Origin of the sequence: Nocardia rhizosphaerihabitans, assembly GCF_014646295.1 — a bacterium.
GTDB lineage: Bacteria > Actinomycetota > Actinomycetes > Mycobacteriales > Mycobacteriaceae > Nocardia > Nocardia rhizosphaerihabitans.
Genome location: NZ_BMNE01000001.1, coordinates 1,365,037 through 1,386,323, shown reverse-complemented (window position 1 = coordinate 1,386,323; position 21,287 = coordinate 1,365,037). Strand labels below are relative to the sequence as shown.

General features: G+C 68.4%; 21 protein-coding genes and 2 pseudogenes. 18 read left to right on the top strand and 5 right to left on the bottom strand.

The genetic code is table 11. The features are described from left to right. Positions 1–45 precede the first annotated feature (45 nt). The 7 genes from IEY60_RS06260 to IEY60_RS36360 all read left to right on the top strand — a co-directional run bounded on the left by IEY60_RS06260 (position 46) and on the right by IEY60_RS36360 (position 6,440). The gene (locus IEY60_RS06260; protein ID WP_189024649.1) at positions 46–480 is read left to right on the top strand and encodes an Hsp20/alpha crystallin family protein; all 435 of its coding nucleotides are present in this window, start codon (positions 46–48) and stop codon (positions 478–480) included. 250 nt (positions 481–730) lie between these two features. Beyond that, entirely contained in the window at positions 731–1,330 is a 600-nt protein-coding gene (locus IEY60_RS06255; RefSeq protein ID WP_189024647.1) for a GNAT family N-acetyltransferase, read from the top strand. Positions 1,331–1,339: 9 nt separating this feature from the next. Next, positions 1,340–3,178 carry an AMP-dependent synthetase/ligase gene (locus IEY60_RS06250; protein ID WP_189024645.1) on the top strand — a complete coding sequence of 613 codons (1,839 nt, stop codon included), beginning with the start codon at positions 1,340–1,342 and terminating at the stop codon, positions 3,176–3,178. A 106-nt stretch (positions 3,179–3,284) separates the two neighbouring features. Next, the gene (locus tag IEY60_RS36185) at positions 3,285–4,139 is read left to right on the top strand and encodes an AMP-binding protein (protein WP_268241453.1); all 855 of its coding nucleotides are present in this window, start codon (positions 3,285–3,287) and stop codon (positions 4,137–4,139) included. Next, entirely contained in the window at positions 4,136–5,644 is a 1,509-nt protein-coding gene (locus IEY60_RS06245) for an AMP-binding protein (RefSeq protein ID WP_268241452.1), read from the top strand. Before IEY60_RS36185 ends, IEY60_RS06245 begins: the two co-directional genes overlap by 4 nt. Then, entirely contained in the window at positions 5,565–6,074 is a 510-nt protein-coding gene (locus IEY60_RS35560) for a lysophospholipid acyltransferase family protein (protein WP_229739576.1), read from the top strand. The genes IEY60_RS06245 and IEY60_RS35560 overlap by 80 nt, the downstream gene beginning before the upstream one ends. A 30-nt stretch (positions 6,075–6,104) precedes the next feature. Continuing rightward, positions 6,105–6,440, top strand: a complete 336-nt coding sequence (locus IEY60_RS36360) for a recombinase family protein (protein WP_189024643.1) — start codon at positions 6,105–6,107, stop codon at positions 6,438–6,440. A gap of 346 nt (positions 6,441–6,786) precedes the next feature. Here IEY60_RS36360 and IEY60_RS36705 read toward each other — a convergent pair. After that, positions 6,787–6,900 (bottom strand): annotated as a pseudogene (locus IEY60_RS36705) (hypothetical protein); the annotation flags it as partial. Then, positions 6,887–7,189: pseudogene (locus tag IEY60_RS06235) on the bottom strand (DUF8817 family protein); the annotation flags it as partial. The pseudogenes IEY60_RS36705 and IEY60_RS06235, both read right to left, overlap by 14 nt. Positions 7,190–7,360: 171 nt before the next feature. Between IEY60_RS06235 and IEY60_RS06230 the strand changes: the two are divergent. The 4 genes from IEY60_RS06230 (at position 7,361) to ligA (ending at position 13,174) form a co-directional block, all read left to right on the top strand. Continuing rightward, on the top strand, positions 7,361–8,587 hold the full coding sequence (locus IEY60_RS06230; RefSeq protein WP_189024639.1) for a cysteine desulfurase family protein: 1,227 nt from the start codon (positions 7,361–7,363) through the stop codon (positions 8,585–8,587). Beyond that, positions 8,587–9,690: a tRNA 2-thiouridine(34) synthase MnmA gene (mnmA, locus tag IEY60_RS06225; protein WP_189024637.1), complete on the top strand. Its 1,104-nt coding sequence runs from the start codon at positions 8,587–8,589 to the stop codon at positions 9,688–9,690. The genes IEY60_RS06230 and mnmA overlap by 1 nt, the downstream gene beginning before the upstream one ends. A 221-nt stretch (positions 9,691–9,911) precedes the next feature. After that, positions 9,912–10,988, top strand: a complete 1,077-nt coding sequence (locus IEY60_RS06220; protein ID WP_189024635.1) for a methionine synthase — start codon at positions 9,912–9,914, stop codon at positions 10,986–10,988. Between the two features lie 71 nt (positions 10,989–11,059). Then, positions 11,060–13,174, top strand: a complete 2,115-nt coding sequence (gene ligA / locus IEY60_RS06215) for an NAD-dependent DNA ligase LigA (protein ID WP_229739575.1) — start codon at positions 11,060–11,062, stop codon at positions 13,172–13,174. A gap of 44 nt (positions 13,175–13,218) precedes the next feature. On the opposite strand, the gene IEY60_RS06210 is transcribed toward ligA, so the two are convergent. Then, entirely contained in the window at positions 13,219–13,569 is a 351-nt protein-coding gene (locus tag IEY60_RS06210) for a hypothetical protein (RefSeq protein WP_189024633.1), read from the bottom strand. Between the two features lie 124 nt (positions 13,570–13,693). Continuing rightward, the gene (locus IEY60_RS06205; RefSeq protein ID WP_189024631.1) at positions 13,694–14,332 is read right to left on the bottom strand and encodes a PadR family transcriptional regulator; all 639 of its coding nucleotides are present in this window, start codon (positions 14,330–14,332) and stop codon (positions 13,694–13,696) included. Between the two features lie 120 nt (positions 14,333–14,452). On the opposite strand from IEY60_RS06205, the gene IEY60_RS06200 reads away from it, so the two are divergent. The 5 genes from IEY60_RS06200 (at position 14,453) to IEY60_RS06180 (ending at position 18,601) form a co-directional block, all read left to right on the top strand. Beyond that, entirely contained in the window at positions 14,453–15,391 is a 939-nt protein-coding gene (locus tag IEY60_RS06200; protein ID WP_189024629.1) for an ATP-binding cassette domain-containing protein, read from the top strand. Positions 15,392–15,464: 73 nt separating this feature from the next. Further along, complete coding sequence (locus IEY60_RS06195) at positions 15,465–16,271, top strand: ABC transporter permease (RefSeq protein WP_189024620.1); 807 nt, start codon at positions 15,465–15,467, stop codon at positions 16,269–16,271. 161 nt (positions 16,272–16,432) lie between these two features. Further along, a complete protein-coding gene (locus IEY60_RS06190; RefSeq protein ID WP_229739574.1) occupies positions 16,433–17,617 on the top strand; it encodes an AAA family ATPase in 1,185 nt (394 codons plus the stop codon). Between the two features lie 41 nt (positions 17,618–17,658). After that, complete coding sequence (locus IEY60_RS06185) at positions 17,659–18,006, top strand: hypothetical protein (protein WP_189024616.1); 348 nt, start codon at positions 17,659–17,661, stop codon at positions 18,004–18,006. Positions 18,007–18,079: 73 nt separating this feature from the next. Beyond that, positions 18,080–18,601, top strand: coding sequence for a GNAT family N-acetyltransferase (locus IEY60_RS06180; protein ID WP_189024614.1), 522 nt, complete (start codon positions 18,080–18,082; stop codon positions 18,599–18,601). An 11-nt stretch (positions 18,602–18,612) separates the two neighbouring features. On the opposite strand, the gene IEY60_RS06175 is transcribed toward IEY60_RS06180, so the two are convergent. Further along, the gene (locus IEY60_RS06175) at positions 18,613–19,263 is read right to left on the bottom strand and encodes an ACT domain-containing protein (protein WP_189024612.1); all 651 of its coding nucleotides are present in this window, start codon (positions 19,261–19,263) and stop codon (positions 18,613–18,615) included. A gap of 222 nt (positions 19,264–19,485) precedes the next feature. Here IEY60_RS06175 and gatC point away from each other — a divergent pair, with 222 nt between their 5' ends. Both gatC and gatA read left to right on the top strand, forming a co-directional pair. Further along, positions 19,486–19,782, top strand: a complete 297-nt coding sequence (gatC, locus tag IEY60_RS06170; RefSeq protein ID WP_067493225.1) for an Asp-tRNA(Asn)/Glu-tRNA(Gln) amidotransferase subunit GatC — start codon at positions 19,486–19,488, stop codon at positions 19,780–19,782. Further along, the gene (gatA, locus tag IEY60_RS06165; protein WP_189024610.1) at positions 19,779–21,266 is read left to right on the top strand and encodes an Asp-tRNA(Asn)/Glu-tRNA(Gln) amidotransferase subunit GatA; all 1,488 of its coding nucleotides are present in this window, start codon (positions 19,779–19,781) and stop codon (positions 21,264–21,266) included. The genes gatC and gatA overlap by 4 nt, the downstream gene beginning before the upstream one ends. Positions 21,267–21,287 lie beyond the last annotated feature (21 nt).

Here is a 21,287-nt window from a genome sequence, read left to right as displayed (position 1 = left end):
GAATCAAAGAGTCCATCAACCGCTCTCTTTCGCTGGAGTCACGCTATGAGCATTCTTTCCCCTCGCCAGGCACTGCTACCGACCTGGCCTGCCCTGCCTGATTGGTCCGATCTGATGGCCCGGTTGGAGTCGCGGCCCCTCTGGACGTCGCTCGAGGGCCACATGATCCGAGTCGAGGAGCATCTCGAGAAGGGCCGGTATACGTTGCGGGCCGAGTTACCCGGGGTGGACCCGGCCAAGGACGTCGACATCAGTGTCCGGGAAGGGCAATTGACGATCAAGGCCGAACGCACTGAACGGAAGGAAGAAGGCACCCGCTCGGAATTTCACTACGGCAGTTTCTACCGGTCGGTTCCCCTGCCGGTCGGCGCGAAGGAAGGCGACATCGACGCCAGCTACACCGACGGGATCTTGACCGTGACCGTGCCGGTGACCGAATCGGAGACCCCGGAGAAGCACATCGAAATCAAGACACCCTGAATACCTCCGCCTTTGCCCTCGCCGCCTTGGCCGCCGTCGGGCTGGGCAATACCTGCCGACCCACGCGGTCGCAAGGGCGGGTGATGCAATGCCGACGGACGGCACGCAGTCACGATGAGCGCTGGTGGAACTCGCTCAGGGCCGCTCTTGTCACGTCGATGCGAGTTGCGCCCTGAAGGCTTTGCCGGCCACTGACCCATCGGCGGACGGTCGGCGGAGTACCGGCCAATTCTCACGACGAGAGGACCGCATGACCGCACACGGGCATTCCCCGACCGGGATGGCCGTCCGCGCGCTGACGTCCGACGACCGGGACGCGGTCGCGTCTCTGCACAAGCAGATGTCGGCGCACGATGCCTATCTCCGGTTCTTCAGCGCCCGCCCGAAGCATATCGACGAGTTCGCGGAACAACTGTGCCGGCACGACTCCACCCATCTCGCGCTCGGCGCGTTCGATGGTAACGATCTGGTCGGGGTCGCCAATTACGTCGTCACCGACACCACCCCGGGACACATCACTGCGGAGATAGCGTTGGCGGTCAACGAGCATGACCAGCGACACGGCATCGGCACATTGCTCGTCCAGCGACTCGGCACTGCTGCCTACCTCTATAGGGTGGCACATCTGACCGCGGAAATCCTTGCCGAGAACGCTCTCATGCTCGCGATCATCATTGAACAGGGGTGGCGTGACGCGCTCCGATACGAGGGTGCCACGGTGCACTTCGATCTCGCACTCGACGGCCACGAACATCAGCACCCGGACACACCCGCACCCCCGCAGGAGGGAAATGCCGGCCGAGCAATCCGAAAGTCCGAGCGCCGCATCGATGGGCCTGGACTCCCTTAGAATGAAGCAATGACGTTCCTCCGGAATTCCGAGGGACTTCCCGATCTCAGCAAGATCGAGACACGGGCATCCTCGGTTGCTCAGATGCTGGTCGACCGCATCACCGCGACTCCGGACGGGGAGGCATTCCGATTCCCTGACGGCGAGGGCTGGACCAGCGTGTCCTGGAAGCAGTTCGGTGACCGCGCCGATATCCTCGCCGCAGGACTGATCGCGCTGGGAATCCAGGCCGAGGACCGGGTCGCGCTCGTGTCGTCCACGCGGTACGAATGGGTGCTCGCCGACTTCGCCGTGATGTGCGCCGGCGCGGCCACCACCACCGTCTATCCCACCACCAACGCCCCCGGCGTCGCGTTCATCGTCGCCAACTCGGGCAGCGTGGTCGTCGTCGCCGAGGATCAGGCCCAGGTCGACAAGCTGATCGAGCACCGCGGCGAGTTGCCCGACGTGCGACAGGTGGTGGTCTTCGACGGCGAGGGCGACGGAAACTGGGTGATCACTCTCGACGACCTGGAAGAGCGCGGCCGCGGACTGCTTGCGGAATTCCCCGATGTGGTCGCCGACCGCATCCGAGGAATCCGGCCCGAGCACTTGGGCAGCATCATGTACACCTCCGGGACGACCGGCACCCCGAAGGGGGTTCGGCTGCCGCATTCCGCATGGACCTACAGCGCCGCGGCGATCGACGCCCTGAACGTTCTCGGCCCCGAGGACCTGAACTTCTTGTGGCTGCCGCTGTCCCACGCGTTCGGCAAGGTGATGTTGGCACTGTCACCGCTGATCGGCTATCCCACGGCCATCGACGGCCGGGTGGACAAGATCGTGGACAACCTGACGATACTGCACCCCACCATCGTGGCGGCCGCCCCGCGCATCTTCGAGAAGGCGCATGCCCGTATCGAGGGCATGGTGGCCGAAGAAGGTGGGATCAAGAAGCAGCTCTTCGACTGGGCGGTCGGGGTCGGCCTGAAAGTCTCGCGGGCCGGACAGGCCGGCAAGGATCCGTCGCTGCTCGTTTCATTGCAGCACGCAGTCGCCGACAGGCTGGTGCTTTCGAAAATCCGTGAGCGCTTCGGTGGCCGGCTGCGGTTCTTTGTTTCGGCAGCGGCCCCCTTGGACCGGGACGTCGCGCAGTGGTTCGACGCGATCGGCATCATCGTGCTCGAAGGTTACGGCTTGACCGAGACCGCCGCCGCTTCATTCATCAACCGTCCGGATAATTACCGGCTCGGAACTGTAGGCAAGCCGTTCCCCGGCACCGAGGTCAAGATCGCCGAGGACGGCGAGATCCTGCTCAGAAGCCCCGGTGTGATGAGCGGCTATCACGACCGCCCCGAGGCCACCGCCGAGTCTTTGGACGCGGACGGCTGGTTCCGCACCGGCGACATCGGCGAGATCGACGCGGACGGCTTCCTGCACATCACCGACCGCAAGAAGGACTTGTTCAAGACCTCGCAGGGCAAATACGTCGCGCCCTCCGCGATTGCCGCCACGTTCAAGGGGATATGTCCGTACGCGGCAGAATTCATCGTCTACGGAGAGACACGACCCTATTGCGTGGCATTGGTAGGCCTCGATGCCCAGACCATCACCGAATGGGCCGGCAAGCAGGGCATGGCAGACAGATCGCTCGCCGAAATCGCGCGGGACGACAAGACCCACGACGTGATCGCCGCCTACGTCGACCACCTGAACACCCAACTCAATCGCTGGGAACAGATCAAGAAATTCGACATCATCGACCACGAGCTGTCCGTCGAGGCCGGTGATCTCACACCGAGCATGAAACTGCGCCGAAAGATAGTCGTCGAAAACCTCGCCGACAGCATCGACGCCCTCTATCACTGAAAGTCGACCGATGACTGTCGCTTCTCATCCATTCGGCTGGGGGTACGCCAACACCTTCAGCGTGAACGGATGTTCGTGGAACGGCAGTCCAATCGGTGGATGACCTGTGACGACCTCAGGGCAGGACGAAGAGCTACTGCTGGCTGTTGTCCGGGATCTCGTGGCCGAGCGGGACACCGTGGACCGCGCCGCGCGCGCGATGCTCGACAGCGAGTTGGAGCGCGATCTCGGGCTGGACAGCCTCGGCATCACCGAGTTGCTCGCCCGCACTGAGAATGCCTTCGGGAGGAGCCTGGATCGGGGCGTTCTCGGCACCGTGACGACGCCGCGTGATCTTCTGACCGCCGTGCGCGGCGCGCCTGTGCGGAGCCGTCGGCAGTCTATGCCCATACAGCACGCCGTGCCACGGCAGACCGACCGGGCCCCGGCCGCGACCGCCACTCTCTCCGAGGCGTTGTCCTGGCATGCCCGTACCCACCCGCATCACACGCATCTGCGGATACTCTCTGGCAACGGGGGTCAGGAGGAGGTCAGCTACGGCGAGGTGCGGTCGGCCGCCGCAACGGTGTCCGCCGCCTTGCTCGCTCACGAACTGCGCCGCGGCGACAGGGTTGCGATCATGCTGCCCACGGGCCGGGCCTACTTCACCACCTTCCTCGGTGTGCTCCTGGCCGGCGGTGTGCCGGTACCGGTCTACCCGCCATCCCGCCCGTCGCAGCTCGCCGAGCACCTGCGGCGTCAGGTGCACATCCTCGGCAACGCGCAGGCCAGCGTGTTGGTCACCGATCCGCAGGTCGTGCGCCTGGCGCGGCTGGTATGCGGCCAGGTGGAGTCGGTGCGCCACGTCTTGACGCCGGAAGAATTGGCCGGTTATGAGGAGCGGAAGGCTCGATCCGTGGGGCGGGCGACATCGCTCTGGTTCAGTACACCTCCGGTAGCACCGGCGACCCCAAGGGCGTGACTTTGACCCACGCGAACCTGCTGTCCAATATCCGGGCGATGGGCGAGGCATCCGAGGTCGCCGCTTCGGACGTGTTCGTCAGCTGGCTTCCCCTTTACCACGACATGGGTCTGATCGGCGCGTGGTTGTCTTGCCTGTACTTCGGGGTACCGCTGGCCGTGATGTCGCCGCTGGACTTCCTCGCGCGGCCGGCTCAGTGGCTTTGGGCCATCCACGCCAACCAGGGCACGCTGTCCGCGGCCCCGAACTTCGCCTACGAACTGTGCCTGCGGAAGATCGCCGACGCGGAACTCGATGGGCTCGACCTCGGGTCGCTGCGGATCCTCTTCAACGGCGCAGAACCGGTGAGCGCGGACACCGTGACCAGGTTCGGCGAGCGATTCGCCGCCTATGGGCTGCGCCGCGAGGCCCAGGCCCCGGTCTACGGGCTGGCCGAGGCCTGCGTCGGCCTCACTCTCCCGCCTGTCGGCCGGGGGCCGATCGTGGACCGAATCGACCGCAACCGTTTCCTGCGTACCGGCAAGGCGACCCGGGCCGCTGCGGACGACCCGGATCCGCTCCGTTTCGTCGGTTGTGGCCGGACGATCCCCGGTCACCAGATCCGCTTGGTCGACTCGGCGGGAAACGTGCTCGGCGACCGACGGGAGGGCCGGATCGAGTTCTGCGGCCCTTCGGCCACCGCAGGATACTTCCGCAATCCGCGGGCGACCACAGCGCTGTTGCGGCACGGCTGGCTAGACACCGGTGATCTCGGCTATTTCGTCGACGGAGAGCTCTATGTGACCGGCCGGATCAAGGATTTCATTATCCGGGCAGGCCGCAATCTGCACCCGGAAGAACTCGAACGGGCCGTGGGCGATATCCCGGAAATCCGCAAGGGGTGCGTCGCCGCCTTCGCGACAGCGGAGCCCGCTGGCGGCACCGAGCGGCTGGTGGTATTCGCCGAGACGCGCCAGACCGCGGCTGCCGCGGTGGCCCAGCTGCGGGAAACAGATCATCGGGGTCAGCGTCGACCTGCTCGGCACACCGCCGGACGATGTCGTGCTCGCGCCACCGGGGACGGTGCCGAAAACCTCCAGCGGCAAGCTCAGGCGCGCAGCCACCCGGGAGCGCTACGAGCGGGGCGATGTGCGGGCTCGTCCCCGGCCTGTGTGGTGGCAGCTGGCCCGGTTCGCAGCCAGAAGTGCGATCCCGCGCCTGCGACGCGCGGGGAAACTTACCGCAACCGGGCTGTTCGCCTTGTGGTGCTGGTCGATTCTGGTCGCGGTGGGTCTGCCGACATTGATCGCCGTGGCGGTGCTACCCGGTCTCGGCGCACGGCGCGCTGTCGTGCGCGCCGCCGCCCGCAGCCTCGCCCGGGTCACCGGCACCCCCGTCACCGCGGACCGAGCCGAGCGGCTCACGCGGCTGAGCAGGTGCGTTGTGGTGGTCAACCACTCCAGCCTCCTCGACGGCATCGCCTTGGCCACGATCCTTCCCGGCCGCTTCACCTTCGTGGCCGGTGAAGTATTCGAACGCAAGCCGCTGGTCGGCTTCTTCCTGCGGCGGGTCGGTACTCGATTCGTCGAGCGGACCGAACGGGAACACAGCGTGGCCGACACCTATCACCTGATGGAAGCGGCACGGCACGGCGAATGCCTGGTGGTGTTCCCGGAGGGCAGTCTCTCACCGGTGCCGGGCCTGCGGCCGTTCCATATGGGCGCGTTCGTGATCGCGGCGAATGGGGGCCTTCCCGTCGTGCCGGTCGCGATCTCGGGCACCCGCGCGATGATGTGGCCCGACCACGGCACGATCATCCGCCGTGGCGCCATCCACTTCGTCGTCGGCGAAGCGATCCTCCCTGCCGGAGACGGCTGGGATGCCGCCGTCGAGCTCGAACGCGCGGCACGCGCGGCGATTGCCGAACACTGTCGGGAACCCGACAACGCCCGGTGATGCTTTTTCTGTAGCACCGTCTCGGGTCCAATGTCACTGGTGCCGGTTACCTTGGCATCTCTCCCACGCGGTGTGGACCTGGTGGTCATGGACCAGGGCATCGACACCTCCACCGCCGTGGGTCGTATGTTCTTCCAAATCCTCGGCTCCATCGCCGAATTCGAGCAGGCTCTGATGTCTGAGCGCACCCGCGACGGTCTGGCCGCGGCGCGTGCCCGTGACCGCACCGGCGCGGAACGAGCGCCGGTGGAACACCCGGCTCATCGCCCCAGCGGGTGTCTTGGCGGCGGGCTAGGATGTCGCCCACAGCGCTTAAGCCGGAGGGAGCAGTGGGGCAATCACCTTCGAGGGCGAATTGGGAAGTGATCGGCGGAGTTTGCGCCATCCTGGGGGTCGTCATCGGTTGAGGCGCGTGGTGGTTCCCGGCGCAATCCGAGGACCCTTCGCCTCGGTCGCCGATCGAGGCGGCAGTCCCGACAACGGGCCGCGATGCAGACCATCGGGCAAGCACTTCCGTATGGACTATGTGACTACCGGAAAACAGCCGCCGGACTGCGGGTCTTCGGCGACTAAGGCGCGAGTCCGACGACGGCCTCCAGGTCTGCGAGGTCGGCCAACTGCGTGGTGAGTTGGCTACGTTCGGTTTCGGTGAGGGCACGGCGTGGGCGCGGGTGAGAGCATCGACCGCGGTGGTGGTGTCGTTGGGTGCGGAGGGCGAGTTCGCGCGGTAGGCCAACGCCTCGACCAGTTCGCGGGCCGCTGCGCGATCCTGCTCCCGGGCAAGCGTGGCGTCGAGGATCTTTGCCGCCTGTTTATTTTTTGTCACCTTTGGAGTCGCCGAGCACGACGGCGTTCTCCAGCGCCCTGGAAAGCATGCCGACCGCGGGCGCGCTGGTGCCCCCGGTGCCCGGAAGCGGGAAGATCCGGATCCAGTTCCCGCCGGGGTCGATGACCGTGAACCCGGAGTGGTTGTCGGCGTTCTTGCGTTTTCGCGGGCGGGTGATCCGCGGGATCCCGGAGACCAGGAGCTTGCCGTGGACCGCGCGCATGCATGCGGCGAACGCCTCGAAGAGCTGCTGGGTGTCGGGCACGAGGACCAAGCAACTGCCGTAGGAGTGTCTCGGCCGGTTGTCACCACGGTCTCACTGTGCCCTCGGCCGCCGATTCGGGAATGCAGATAGGTGATACACGTGTTGTGACCAGTGTCAAAATCGTAGAAAAATCGTAGAAACAAGGGGTGGACCCGAAAGATGACCAGGTCAGCGGTGGTATAGGCTTTGTCGGTCATGAAGTCGGCTTATACGGGTCCGGTCAACGGTGCGCCCAAGACGGTCTACCTCGACCACGCGGCGACCACTCCGATGTTGCCCGCCGCCGTCGAGGCGATGACGGCTGCGCTGGGCACGGTGGGTAACGCCTCGTCGCTGCACGGATCCGGGCGGGCCGCACGGCGCTCGCTGGAGGAGGCGCGCGAGTCGATCGCGGCCGATCTGGGGGCGCGGCCGTCCGAGGTGATCTTCACCTCCGGTGGCACCGAGAGCGACAATCTGGCCGTCAAGGGGATCTTCTGGGGGCGCAGGGCTGCCGATCCGCGGCGCACCAGGATCGTCACCAGCGCGGTCGAGCATCACGCGGTGCTCGACGCGGTCGAGTGGCTCGAGCAGCACGAGGGCGCGCGGGTCACCTGGCTGCCCGTCGACGCCGAGGGTGTCGTCTCGCCGCACGCGCTGCGCGAGGTACTGGCCGAGCAGGCCGACGAGGTCGCGCTGGTCAGCGTCATGTGGGCCAACAACGAGGTCGGCACCGTCCAGCCGATCGCCGAATTGGCCGCCGTCGCACAGGAATTCGACGTTCCGATGCACAGCGACGCGATCCAGGCGGTGACCCAGCTCCCCATCGATTTCGGCGCGAGCGGGCTGGCCGCGCTCAGCGTCGCCGGGCACAAGGCGGGCGGTCCGCACGGCATCGGCGTGCTGCTGCTCGGCAGGCAGGTGCCGTGTGTGCCGCTGGTGCACGGCGGCGGACACGAGCGCGACCTGCGCTCGGGCACCTCCGATGTGGCCGCGGCCGTCGGCATGGCCGCCGCGCTGCGCGAAGCGATCGCCGACCTGCCCGCGCGCGCCGAGCAGCTGCGCGTACTGCGTGCGCAGCTGATCGACGGTGTGCGGGCCGCGGTGCCCGACGCGGTGCTCAACGGGCCCGTCGACGAGCGTCGCCTGCCCGGCAACGCCCACTTCACCTTCCCCGGCTGCGAGGGCGACTCGCTGCTGATGCTGCTCGACGCCGCCGGTGTCGAATGCTCCACCGGGTCGGCCTGCAATGCGGGCGTGGCCTCCCCGAGTCACGTGCTGATCGCGATGGGTGTCGAGCCCTGGCAGGCCCGCAGTTCACTGCGGTTCTCGCTGGGTCACACCTCGACCGGGGCCGATATCGAGACATTGCTGACCGTTCTTCCACAGGTCATCGAACGGGCCAGAGCCGCGGGCATGGCCGGCGCTAGAGGAGGTGCCTGATGCGAGTACTCGCCGCGATGAGTGGTGGCGTCGATTCGGCGGTGGCCGCGGCGCGGGCCGTCGACGCCGGCCACGAGGTGGTCGGAGTGCACCTGGCGCTGTCGGCGACGCCGGGCACGCTGCGCACCGGTTCACGCGGGTGCTGCTCGAAGGAGGACGCCGGTGACGCGCGCCGCGCCGCCGACGTGCTCGGCATCCCGTTCTACGTCTGGGACTTCGCCGACCGCTTCAAGGAAGACGTCATCGACGATTTCGTCGCTGCCTACGCCGCGGGCGAGACACCCAACCCGTGCCTGCGCTGCAACGAGAAGATCAAGTTCTCCGCCCTCGCCGACCGCGCGCAGGCCCTGGGCTTCGACGCCGTCGTCACCGGCCACTACGCCCGGCTCGAGGACGGCGTGCTGCGCCGCGCGGTCGACGCCGACAAGGATCAGTCCTATGTGCTCGCGGTGCTCACCGCCGAGCAGCTCGCGCGCGCGATGTTCCCGGTCGGTGACACCCCGAAGCCGCGGATCCGCGAGGAAGCGGCCGAGCGTGGCCTGGCCGTGGCGAACAAGCCGGACAGCCACGACATCTGCTTCATTCCCTCCGGGGATACCCGCGCCTTCCTCGGCGCCAAGATCGGCGTCCGTCCCGGTGCGCTGGTCGACTCCGACGGCACCGTCCTCGGCAAGCACGAGGGTGTGCACGGATTCACCGTCGGCCAGCGCAAGGGTCTCGGCCTGACGCACACGGCCGCCGACGGCAAGCCGCGCTATGTGACCGGTATCGATCCCGATTCGGGGACGGTCAGCGTCGGTTCGGTGGAGGACCTCCAGGTCGATGTCGTCACCGCCGATCGCGCCATCTGGACCTCCGGCGTGCGCCCGAGCGAGCCGGTGGAGTGCGTCGTGCAGGTGCGTGCGCACGGTGGCACCGCGCCCGCTGTCGTCGAGCCCGAGGGTGACGGGTTCGTCGCCCGGTTGCGCGAACCGCTCACCGGTGTCGCCAAGGGCCAGGCGATCGTGCTCTACCTGCCCGACGCCGAGGGCGGGGACACCGTGGTCGGCAGTGGCACGATCAACGGCACCGACCGCGCCGGCGTCTCGGCGGATGCGGTCTAGTACTCACCCGCGCATCGCGCCGATCGGTCGACTTCAGGACCCTCGGAGCGTTCGGTGAGTGCTCAGCGCATGCCCGACGTCGGCGCCCGCGGTGGTGCGGGGCAGGATGGTGACCGGCGGTCCGTGCGTCGCACGAGTCGGCGAGGTGCGGTCCGTGGAGCGTGACGTCCGCACCGTCCGGGTGCCGGCTCCGTTTCGACGACACGAAAGGTGTTGAGCGCGTGACACTCTGGCGAAGCGAGACCTCGCACGAAGCCGCCGCACCGGAACCCGCCGACCCGCTCGTCGCCGGCATCGCCACCGGGATCGGCTCCTGGCCGGGCACCGATCCCCGCGAGGCCGCCGCGACGATCATCGGCGAACTGCCCGACCTGCCGCATCTGGTCGAGCTGCCCGATCGCGGTGTCGGCGCCGACATGATCGGCCGGGTCTCGGCCCTGCTCGTCGACCTGCGTTTCGATTCGACGACCCGCGGCTACCGCTTGGCCGCCCGCCCCGGTGCGGTGTCTCGGCGCGCCAGGGATCTCCTGCACGCCGACCTCGACGCCATCGAAGAAGCCTGGGAGACAGCGGGTCTGGCCGGTGCGGGTCGGGTGGTGAAACTCCAGTCGGCGGGCCCGCTCACCCTCGCCGCCGAGGTCGAACTTCCCGGCGGACACCGCATCCTCACCGATTCCGGTGCGGTGCGCGATCTTTCGGAGTCGCTCGCCGAAGGGCTGGCCCGGCACGTCGCGGAGGTCCGCCGCCGCCTCGGTGCCGAGGTCGTCCTCCAGCTCGACGAACCCCGGCTCACCACGGTGCTCGACGGTTCCCTGCAGGGGCCGAGCATCCTGAACACCATTCGCGCGCTGCCCGAACCCGAGGCGCTGCACATCCTCGACACGGTGATCAACGCCCAGTCCGCGCCGGTCCTGCTGCACACCTGCGCGTCCCGCCCCGCCCTCACCACGCTGGGCCGCACGGCCGCCACCGGGATCTCCTTCGACGCCTCGACGATCACCACCGCCGACCTCGACGCGCTCGGCGAGATCCTCGACTCCGGCAAGAAGGTCGCCCTCGGCCTGACCCCGACCGCGGCCCCGGCCACCCCGATCACCTGGCGCGAGATCGCCGAACCCGGTGTCCGCCTGATCGACCGCCTCGGCTTCCCGCGCAGCGTCCTCGCCGACCGCATTCTGGTCACCCCGTCCTGCGGGCTGGGCGGCGCGCCGCTGGCGTGGTCGCGTAAGGCGCTCGCGCTCACCGGTGATGTCGCCCGCGCGTTCGCCGAGGAACCGGAGTCGATCACCTTCGAGTGAGCCGCCGACAGGCCCGCGACGTGCGGGAACGGTCGCCGGAAGTGTCGGTGGGCTCGACTACTGTTCGACAGGTGAGTGACAGCGTGGTTTCCGTGAGTGCCGAGCCGGGCGCGACCCCCGAGCAGCGGGTGCAGTGGCAGCAGCTGGCGGACGAGGTGCGCGAGCACCAGTTCCGCTACTACGTGCGCGACGCGCCGATCATCTCCGACGGTGAGTTCGACACCTTGCTGCGGCGGTTGGAGTCCCTCGAGGAGGCGCACCCCGACCTGCGGACGCCGGATTCGCCGACCCAGCTCGTCGGTGGCGGTTTCGCCACCGAGTTCACCGCCGTCGACCATCTCGAACGGATGTTGTCGCTGGACAACGTGTTCGACTACGACGAGCTGCGCGCCTGGGCGAGCCGGGTCGAAGCCGAGGCCGGCCCGGACCTGCACTATCTGTGCGAGGTCAAGATCGACGGCGTCGCGCTGAACCTGGTCTACGAGAATGGCAAGCTGGTGCGCGGCGCCACCCGTGGCGACGGCCGCACCGGCGAGGACGTCACCCTCAACGCACGCACCATCGAAGACATCCCGACCGAACTCACCGCGACGGAGGATTTCCCGATCCCGGAACTCCTGGAAGTGCGCGGCGAGGTGTACTTCCGGCTCGAGGACTTCCAGACTCTCAACGCCCAGATCGTCGCCGAAGGCAAACCGCCGTACGCGAATCCGCGCAATACCGCGGCCGGTTCGCTGCGCCAGAAGAACCCGGCGATCACCGCGCAGCGCAGGCTGCGGATGATCTGTCACGGCTTCGGCCGCATCGAGGGTTACCGCCCGCAGTCCCAGCACGAGGCCTACCAGGCCCTGGCCGCCTGGGGTCTGCCGGTTTCCGAGCACACCCGCCTGGTCAAGGGCATCGACGCGGTCATCGAGCGCGTCGACTACTGGGGCGAGCACCGCCACGATATCGAGCACGAGATCGACGGCCAGGTGATCAAGATCGACGAGATGGCGTTGCAGCGCCGTCTCGGCTCCACCTCCCGCGCGCCGCGCTGGGCCATCGCCTACAAGTACCCACCCGAAGAGGCCACCACCACGCTGCTCAATATCGAGGTGAATGTCGGCCGCACCGGCCGGGTCACCCCGTTCGCGGTGATGTCGCCGGTCTCCATCGCGGGCTCGACCGTCGCCATGGCCACGCTGCACAACGGCTCCGAGGTCAAGCGCAAGGGCGTGCTGATCGGCGACACCGTCACCATCCGCAAGGCGGGTGACGTGATCCCCGAGGTCCTCGGCCCCGTCGTCGACGCCCGCACCGGCGACGAACGCGAATTCGTGATGCCGACGCACTGCCCCGAATGCGGGACCGAACTGGCCCCGGCCAAGGAGGGCGACGCCGACATCCGCTGCCCCAACCAGCAGCATTGCCCCGCCCAGCTGCGCGAACGCGTCTTCCACCTGGCAGGCCGCGGTGCCTTCGATATCGAAGCCCTCGGCTACGAAGCCGCCAACGCCCTGCTCACTTCGGGCGCCATCATCGACGAGGGCGACCTCTTCTCGCTCGACGAGCAGGCCCTGCTCGGCGTCCCGCTGTTCACCAAACAGGACGGCACGCTCTCCGCCAACGGTGCCCGCCTGCTCGAAAACCTCAACGCCGCCAAGGACACTCCGCTGTGGCGGGTGCTCGTCGCCCTGTCGATCCGCCACGTCGGCCCGACCGCGGCCCGCGCCCTCGCCGCCGAATTCGCCAGCCTCGACCGCATCGAAGCGGCCACCGGCGAAGAACTCGCCGCCACCGACGGCGTCGGCCCCACCATCGCCACCGCGGTCGTGGAATGGTTCACCGTCGATTGGCACCGCGCCATCGTCGACAAGTGGCGTGCGGCAGGCGTCCGCATGGAAGACGAACGCGACGACTCCATCGAACGCACCCTCGACGGCCTGTCCATCGTGGTCACCGGCTCCCTGCAAACCTTCACCCGCGACGGCGCCAAGGAAGCGATCCTGATCCGCGGCGGCAAGGCGGCGGGCTCGGTCTCGAAGAAGACCGCGTTCGTGGTGATCGGCGAAGCGCCCGGCTCGAAGGCGGCCAAGGCCGAGGAACTCGGCGTGCCGATCCTCGACGAGGACGGGTTCCGTTTGCTGCTCGACGGGGGACCCGCCGCGGTGTCACCCGCGCCGGAGTCCACCGAGGACGAGTAGCTGTCGGCGGGATCCGCAGCAGCGCAGCGGATCCCGCACCGACCTCAGTTGGGCGTGACGGTAACGGTCGCCCCGGTCTGCCCCCGCAGCTGGAACGACGCGCACTGCCCGTTCCGAATCTCCACATGCCGCCGCAACTTCTTGCTCTCACTCTCGATATCGACCGTCACATCGGTACTGGTCATCGAGCACACCTTCGACACCCCCGCCAGCACATAGGTCCGCGACCCGGCCCCCTGACAAGAGTTCGTCTCATCCCCGAGAAACACCCGAGCGGTCCCGTTCGGACACGGATCCGCCACCGCATTCGGCGCCCCCAGCAGCACCACCGGCACCGCGGCCCCAACCGTCACCGCCGCGACGACAACCCCGCGAACCATCATCCGAACAGCCATCCTGCGCACCCATCCTCGTCGTCGACGCCGGCCCGTCGACCGGCCGGTCGCTGTGTGCCCCGCATGCTAGTGCGTCGCAGACGGACACGCCCGGCTACTGCCACCGGCCGATTCACCGGGATCGTTACCGGGAGTCCGCGGGATGGGGTCCCGTCGCGAATGGGTTCGGCTCGTCGTCGGCGAGTACACCGACGAAGGGTTCGCCCTCTCCGGCGAAGACGTACGCGCCGCCTTGGATGCGGTCGATCAGGCCGTGGGTCCATGCCGCTTCGCTGTCGGCGGAGTGGATCCACATGTTCATGATCTCGCCGATGTGGCCGAGCTGTTCGGGCCCCTGCTCCGGCGTGTAGTACTCGGTGACCGAGGCGCGCCACTGCTCGAGCGCGGCGATCCGCTGTCGGAGGAGGGCGACGGCCTCGGCGCGGGGCAGGTCGACGATGAAGCCGATGCCTGCCGAGAGCATGTCCATCTTCTGGTCGTAGGAGGTCAGGGCCTGGCGCAGCAGGGTGAAGTACTCCTCGGTGCCCTTGTCGTTGATCTCGTACTCGACGCGCGGGGGGCCGCCGACGGTGCTCGGGGCGACCTCGTGTTCGACGAGGAGTCCTTGCTTGGCCATCTGCTTGAGCGCGTGGTAGATCGAGCCGGGCTTGGCGTTGGACCACTCGTGGGCGCCCCAGAACTCCAGGTCGTTGCGGACCTGATAGCCGTGTGCTCGTCCGTGTTGACGGACCGCGCCGAGGACCAGCAGGCGGATCGCTGACATGGCCGTCTCCCTTCTGATCAACTTTGACCAACCTAGCAGTATTCAAGTTTGACTAATCGCTGCTGGCGCCGTACCTTGACCGTCTAGTCAAATTTGATCACTGAGTGATGGAGGGCTGAATTGACTGACCACGATCCGGCGATCGTCGTCGAAGGCCTGCGGAAGAACTACGGGGCCAAACGGGCGCTCGACGGCCTCGACCTCACTGTCCGGGCCGGCACCGTGCATGCGGTGCTCGGCCCGAACGGCGCGGGCAAGACCACGGCCGTGCGCATCATGTCCACCCTGCTGCGGCCCGAGGCGGGGCGGGTCGAGGTGGCGGGCCTCGACGTGCGCGAGGACGCCGACCAGGTGCGCTCCCGGATCGGGTTGCTCGGCCAGAGCGCGGCCGTCGACGAGGAGCTCAGTGGGCGGCAGAACCTGGAGATGTTCGGGCGCCTCTATCACCTGGGCGCGCGCCGCGCCGGCGTCAGGGCCGACGAGCTCCTGGCGCGGTTCGGCCTCGCGGACACCGGAAAGAAGGCCGTCAAGCAGTACAGCGGCGGCATGCGCAGGCGGCTCGACCTCGCGGCCTCGCTCATCTCCCGACCGCAGGTGCTCTTTCTGGACGAGCCGACGACCGGGCTCGATCCCCGCGGCCGCACGGAGGTGTGGAACTCGGTGCGGTCGCTGGTCGACGGCGGCACCACCGTCCTGCTGACCACGCAGTACCTGGAGGAGGCCGATCAGCTGGCCGACCGGATCTCGGTGATCGACCACGGTCAGGTCATCGCGGCGGGCACCGCCGACGAGCTGAAGACGAAAACGGGCGGCGACCGCATCGACGTGGTCCTGCACGACGCGTCCCAGCTGGCGCTCGCGGCCTCGCTCCTGCCCGGCGACGCGGTGGTGGATGAGGACCGGCGGATGGTCAGCGCCTCGGTCAGCGACCGGATGGCGGCCCTGACCGAGACCGTGCGGGCGCTGGCGGCGTCCGGGATCGAGCCGGAGGACATCGCGGTCCGGCGCCCGACGCTGGACGAAGTCTTCCTGCACCTGACGAAGGAGAACGCGGCATGAGCGAGCGGAGCGAGCTGGTAGGTACAGCCACACTCGTGGTCATGCCGGAACCGAGCGTCAGCGAGGTGGAGGCATGAGCACGACCCGACAGCTGGATTCGACGCTGAGCTGGGCGGTGGCCGACTCGTGGACGATGACCAGGCGCGAGCTGGCGCACTGGGCGCGCCAGCCCGTGCAGTTGGTCGTCGGGCTGGTCTTCCCGGTGATGCTGCTGCTGATGTTCAGCTACCTGATCGGTGGTGGCCGTGGCATCGACGGCGACTTCAAGGACTACCTGGTCCCCGGCATGCTGACGATGACCATGGCCTTCGGCCTCGAGGCGACGATGCTCGCGGTCACCCAGGACCTGAACAAGGGCGTCATCGACCGGTTCCGCTCGATGCCGATGAACTCGGCCGCGGTCCTGGTCGGGCGCAGCATCGCCGACATGCTGCAGTCGGCGGTCGGGCTGACGGTGATGATCGGGGTCGGGTACGCGATCGGCTGGCGCTGGCACGGCGGCGTCGCCGCGTTCCTGGGCGCGGTGGGGCTCCTGCTGCTGCTCCGGTTCGCGATGCTGTGGATCGGCATCTACCTGGCCATGGTCGCGGGCAAACCGGAGCTGGTGCAGGCGGTCCAGATCCTGGTCTGGCCGGTCGGCTTCCTCTCCAACGCCATCGCCTCGCCCGAATCGATGCCGTCGTGGCTGGGCACGGTCGTCGAGTGGAATCCCATGTCCGCGACGGCGACCGCGGTGCGCGGCCTGTTCGGCAACCCGGTCGCGGCGGGTGAATCGTGGGCCGCGGCCAACGCGGAACTGCTCGCGGTGGTCTGGCCGGTGGCCCTGGTCGCGGTGTTCTTCCCGCTGGCGGTGCAGCGGTTCCGGGACCTGAGCCGCTAGCCGACCCACTCCGTTCCGGCCGAGTCCGGCTCGCGGACTCGGCCGGGCGGGCTGACCCGGCCAGGTACTCCATCGCCCGCCGCGTCAACGAGTCTTGATGTCCCCTAGTCTGGCCAAAAGATTCGGAGAGGCGGACGAGCTCAGTGCTGCGTAGTTTTCAGGTGACCAACCACCGATCGCTGGCCGAGGCGCAGCAGCTGCGGCTGAGCAAGGGGGTCGGCAGCCCACTGGCGGTGCCGGTGACCGCCGTGTACGGGGTGGCCGCGTCGGGGAAGACGAGTTTGGTCGACGCGCTCGCGCAGATGCGCGACGCGGTCCTGCATTCGGTGAGCGGATGGGATCCGTACGCGGGGCCGGTGCGTCGACCACATCTCGGATTCGCCGACCGGCCCACCGAATTCGTGGCCGGGTTCGTGGCCGAGGGCGTGCCGTACACCTACGGCTTCCGGCTCGACAATGCCGATGTGATCGCGGAGTGGTTGTACACGCATCCGCGCTCGCGCAAGCGGATCGTGTTCGAGCGCACCGGTGACCAGATCAAGATCGGGCCGATGTTCGAGGCGGCTCGCTACGGCGTGGCGGCGCTGGTGCCGTTGGTGCGGCCGAACGCCCTGCTGCTGAGTCTGGCCGGACAGATGTACGCCGAGGCGCTGGTGCCCGCCTATCGCTGGTTCGCGGCGAACCTGCAGGTGCAGCACGGCGAGGCGGCCGGCGACGAACTCGCCCACGATCTCGGCAGTCACATCTCGCGCTCGCCCGACAATGCCGCACGGCTGCTGATGCTGTTGCGGACAGCGGATCTGGGCATCGAGGATCTGCTTGTCGCCGAACACGATCCGATGTACGCCGACTACCTGCGCGACCTGGATGCCGAAATCGGTGCGCTGGCAGCACAACTCGACCACGGTGGCGCCGACCCGATTCTGCTGGAACGCGAACTCAGTACGCTGCGCGCCGCGCGCGACGCGCTGTATCGGCGGATGGTGGATCGCCGCGGCGCCGGGCTGAGCCTGGTGCACGAGGGGATCGATGTGCCGTTCGAGCTCGCCGACGAGTCCACCGCCACCCGCTCGCTGCTGCGGGTGCTGCCCGCCATGCTCGAAGCGCTCGACACCGGTCAGGTGCTGGCCGTCGACGACCTGGGCGCGGGCCTGCCGGTGGAGGAGACCGACCGGCTCGTCCAGCTGTTCCAGAACCCGGAGACGAATGCCCGTGGCGCGCAACTGATCTACACCACCGCCAACCGCGTGCTGATCGATCGCGGCAACGGCCGCTCGCAGCGCACCCGCAGCGCGGTCTGGCAGCTGCGCCGCGAGCAGGGCGTCAGCGAGCTCACGCCACTGTGACGCGGGCGCGCGGCCGCGCAGGCCGGGCATAGCATGGAGGCATGCTCGAAGTGGTGATGGCGGCGGCCATGGTGACGATGCTGGTCGTGACGATCGGCGCGGTGTTGGCCGCCCGCACCGGGAAGGGCGGGGGAGCGAACCTCGAACACGGGTCGCTCTCCGTCACGGGTGTCAGCGCGCTGCCCGCCATGACCGGCGAGCACTACGTCACCATCACCGGCACGCTGACCGGCCCGTCGGTCGCCGGCGTCGTGGTCTACCGCCGTTTCGCCTGGGACGCGGCCCACTGGCCCGCGATCGGTGACCAGCTCCTCGTCGCCTACCCGCCGCGCCACCCCGACAAGTGGGTCGCCGATCACCCCGGCCTGCGGCCCTACCTCGGGTCGTGAGCCGCGAGCTCACCGGCGGCCCGATGGACGGGTGAGGTCGAGCTCACAGCGGTGCGGGTGGGATCATTCCGAGATGCACGGCACATCAGCCCTCACCCCCGGCACCGGCCTCCAGATCCGTACCGCACACCCCAGCGAATACGCCGCGATCTCCGCCCTGACCGTCGACGTGTACGTCGGCGACGGCTACGTCTCACCCGAGGACGACTACGTCACCGAACTGGGCGACGTCGCTCATCGCGCTACCGAAGCCGAAGTCCTCGTCGCTGTCCACGACGACGAGATCGCGGGCTCGCTGACCGTCGCGAAGCCGGGCACCCGCTATGCCGAGATCGCTCGTCCCGGCGAACTCGAGTTCCGCATGCTCGCCGTCGCGAAGCGGGCCCGCGGTCTCGGCGCCGGTACCGCGCTGGTTCGCGCGGTGATCGACGAGGCGAGGGCGGGCGGGTACGAGGCGGTCGCGCTCACGACCATGGCGACCATGGTCGACGCGCACCGCATCTACGAACGTCTCGGCTTCGTCGCTGTGCCGGAACGCAATTGGTCACCGCACGAGGGTTTGCAGCTCTACGTCATGCGCCTGGCACTCGCCTAGGCGATGACCTGTCACTGCAAGACGGTGGCGACGATCCCGGCGAGATAGCCGAGGCGGGCGACCTCCGACGGGCGGAAGTCCGGCCCACCAGGGCGGCCGAGCAGCAATGCCCTGCCGGAGTTGCCGAGCGGCGCTGCCGCCAGTTTGGTGTCCATGTCGCGCCAGATCTGCGGCACCCACTCGGCTTCGCCGTCGAGCCACGACGGCTTCTCCAGCGGCATCCACGGCGCCGAACCCGCCTGTGTCTCAGGGGCACTCGGGCTGCCGACGACGCGGTAGGCGCCGGCCGGACCCATCCCGATGATCGTCGACCAGCCCACACGCAGCACGCGCGGGACCCCGTCGACGAGGACCTGCAGCCGGTCGTCGCGGGCGCTGGCGACCTGGTCGATCAGCTCGAGCTCGCGATGGGTGTCCAGCACGCCGGAGTACGGGCGGATGGAGTCGACGCTCACATCGTGCACGGACTCCGCGGCGGTGATCAGGGTGTCGGGCAGCGCGCCGGTGGGAACCTCGACCACCAGATCGTCGATCGCGAAGCCGGCGCCGCGTTCGACGACATCGAGCGAGAGGATGTCCGCGCCGACCCCGCCGAGGGCGAGTGCGAGAGAGCCGAGGCTTCCCGGTCGATCCGGAAGTTGCACGCGGAGCAGGAATGACACGTGCGTTCCTTTCCTAGGGCCGGGGTGGTTCGAAACGAATACCCGGTGACGCCATACTTACACCCCTGAAAGCGGGTTGCACGACTCGAAGTATGACCCCAACGGCCCGACATGCGCGAACTTTCGCGCGAGGCGAGTGCGTCCTACCCCGTCGGACCCCCTCCGGCCCGCTGACTAGGCTGTAGCCACTACTTCCCAACCGAAGCCGAAAGGGGTCCCGCGGTGCCCGCAATCTCCCGCGACGAGGTCGCTCACCTCGCCCGGCTGTCCCGGCTGGCGTTGACCGACGCCGAACTCGACCAGTTCGCCGGTCAGCTGGATTCGATCCTCAGCCATGTGCGGACCATCTCCGAGGTCGCCGCCGACGTCCCCGCCACCGCGTCGCCGAACCCGACGACCAATGTGACCAGGCCCGATGTGGTCGTGCCCGGTCTGACTCCCGAGCAGGCGCTGGACCAGGCGCCCGCCGTGGAAGAACAGCGTTTCCTGGTCCCGCAGATCCTGGGAGAGGGCGAATGAGCGAGTTGACCCAGCTGTCGGCTTCCGAGCTGGCGGCCAAGATCCACGGCGGCGAGGTGTCCTCCACCGAGGTCACCCAGGCGCACCTGGATCGCATCGCCGCGGTCGACGGTGAGCTCAACGCCTTCCTGCACGTCGCCGGGAACGAGGCGCTGGCCGCGGCCGCCGTCGTCGACTCCGCGCTCGCCGCGGGCGAGACCCCGGCCTCGCCGCTGGCGGGAGTCCCGTTGGCGCTCAAGGACGTTTTCACCACCACCGACATGCCGACCACCTGCGCCTCGAAGGTGCTGGAAGGCTGGATGTCGCCGTACGACGCGACGGTCACCTCCCGGCTGCGCGCCGCGGGCATCCCGATCCTCGGCAAGACCAACATGGACGAGTTCGCGATGGGCTCCTCCACCGAGAACTCCGCCTACGGCCCGACCCGCAACCCGTGGGACACCACCCGCATCCCCGGTGGTTCCGGCGGCGGTTCGGCGGCGGCGCTGGCCTCGTTCCAGGCCCCGCTGGCCATCGGCACCGACACCGGTGGCTCCATCCGTCAGCCCGCCGCGGTCACCGCGACGGTCGGCGTGAAGCCCACCTACGGCACCGTGTCCCGGTACGGCCTGGTCGCGTGCGCGTCGTCGCTGGATCAGGGTGGCCCGTGTGGTCGCACGGTGCTCGACACCGCGCTGCTGCACGAGGTGATTGCCGGCTACGACCCGCGCGACTCCACCTCCCGCGACGTGCCGGTGGCGCCCGTGGTCGAGGCCGCGCGTCAGGGCGCCAACGGCGACCTGACCGGTGTGCGCGTCGGTGTGGTGCGCGAATTGCATTCCGACAGTTACCAGCCCGGCGTGCTGGGTTCCTTCGACGCGGCGGTCGCGGTGCTCGAGGAACTGGGCGCCGAGGTGATCGAGGTGTCGTGCCCGAACTTCGAGTACGCGCTGTCCTCGTACTACCTGGTGATGCCCTCGGAGGTGTCGTCGAACCTGGCGCGCTTCGACGCCATGCGCTACGGCCTGCGCGTCGGTGACGACGGCAGCCACAGCGCCGACCAGGTGATGTCGCTGACCCGCGAGGCCGGTTTCGGCCCCGAGGTGAAGCGTCGCATCATCATCGGCACCTACGCGCTGTCGGCCGGTTACTACGACGCCTACTACGGTCAGGCGCTCAAGGTCCGCACGATGATCGCGCGCGACTTCGACGCCGCCTACGAGCAGGTCGACGTGCTCGTCTCGCCGACCAGCCCGTTCACCCCGTGGAAGCTGGGCGAGAAGGTCGACGATCCGCTGGCCATGTACCTGTCGGACCTGTGCACGCTGCCGACCAACCTGGCCGGGCACTGCGGCATGTCGGTGCCCTCGGGTCTGTCGGCCGACGACAACCTGCCGGTGGGCCTGCAGATCATGGCGCCCGCCCTGGCCGACGACCGTCTGTACCGGGTGGGCGCGGCCTACGAGGTGGCGCGCGGCGCGCTGCCGGTGCCCGCGGGCGTCTGAGCGAGAACACCGAACGGGGTG

Bases quoted from the DNA above. Each gene is read 5' to 3' on its own strand.
- IEY60_RS06205 (WP_189024631.1), bottom strand. From the start codon at position 14,332: ATGTCAGCGATCCGCCTGCTGGTCCTCGGCGCGGTCCGTCAACACGGA.
- IEY60_RS06180 (WP_189024614.1), top strand. From the start codon at position 18,080: ATGCACGGCACATCAGCCCTCACCCCCGGCACCGGCCTCCAGATCCGT.
- mnmA (WP_189024637.1), top strand. From the start codon at position 8,587: ATGCGAGTACTCGCCGCGATGAGTGGTGGCGTCGATTCGGCGGTGGCC.
- IEY60_RS06210 (WP_189024633.1), bottom strand. From the start codon at position 13,569: ATGGCTGTTCGGATGATGGTTCGCGGGGTTGTCGTCGCGGCGGTGACG.
- IEY60_RS06260 (WP_189024649.1), top strand. From the start codon at position 46: ATGAGCATTCTTTCCCCTCGCCAGGCACTGCTACCGACCTGGCCTGCC.
- IEY60_RS06185 (WP_189024616.1), top strand. From the start codon at position 17,659: ATGCTCGAAGTGGTGATGGCGGCGGCCATGGTGACGATGCTGGTCGTG.
- gatA (WP_189024610.1), top strand. From the start codon at position 19,779: ATGAGCGAGTTGACCCAGCTGTCGGCTTCCGAGCTGGCGGCCAAGATC.
- IEY60_RS06255 (WP_189024647.1), top strand. From the start codon at position 731: ATGACCGCACACGGGCATTCCCCGACCGGGATGGCCGTCCGCGCGCTG.
- IEY60_RS06195 (WP_189024620.1), top strand. From the start codon at position 15,465: ATGAGCACGACCCGACAGCTGGATTCGACGCTGAGCTGGGCGGTGGCC.
- IEY60_RS06230 (WP_189024639.1), top strand. From the start codon at position 7,361: ATGAAGTCGGCTTATACGGGTCCGGTCAACGGTGCGCCCAAGACGGTC.
- IEY60_RS06250 (WP_189024645.1), top strand. From the start codon at position 1,340: ATGACGTTCCTCCGGAATTCCGAGGGACTTCCCGATCTCAGCAAGATC.
- IEY60_RS36360 (WP_189024643.1), top strand. From the start codon at position 6,105: ATGTCACTGGTGCCGGTTACCTTGGCATCTCTCCCACGCGGTGTGGAC.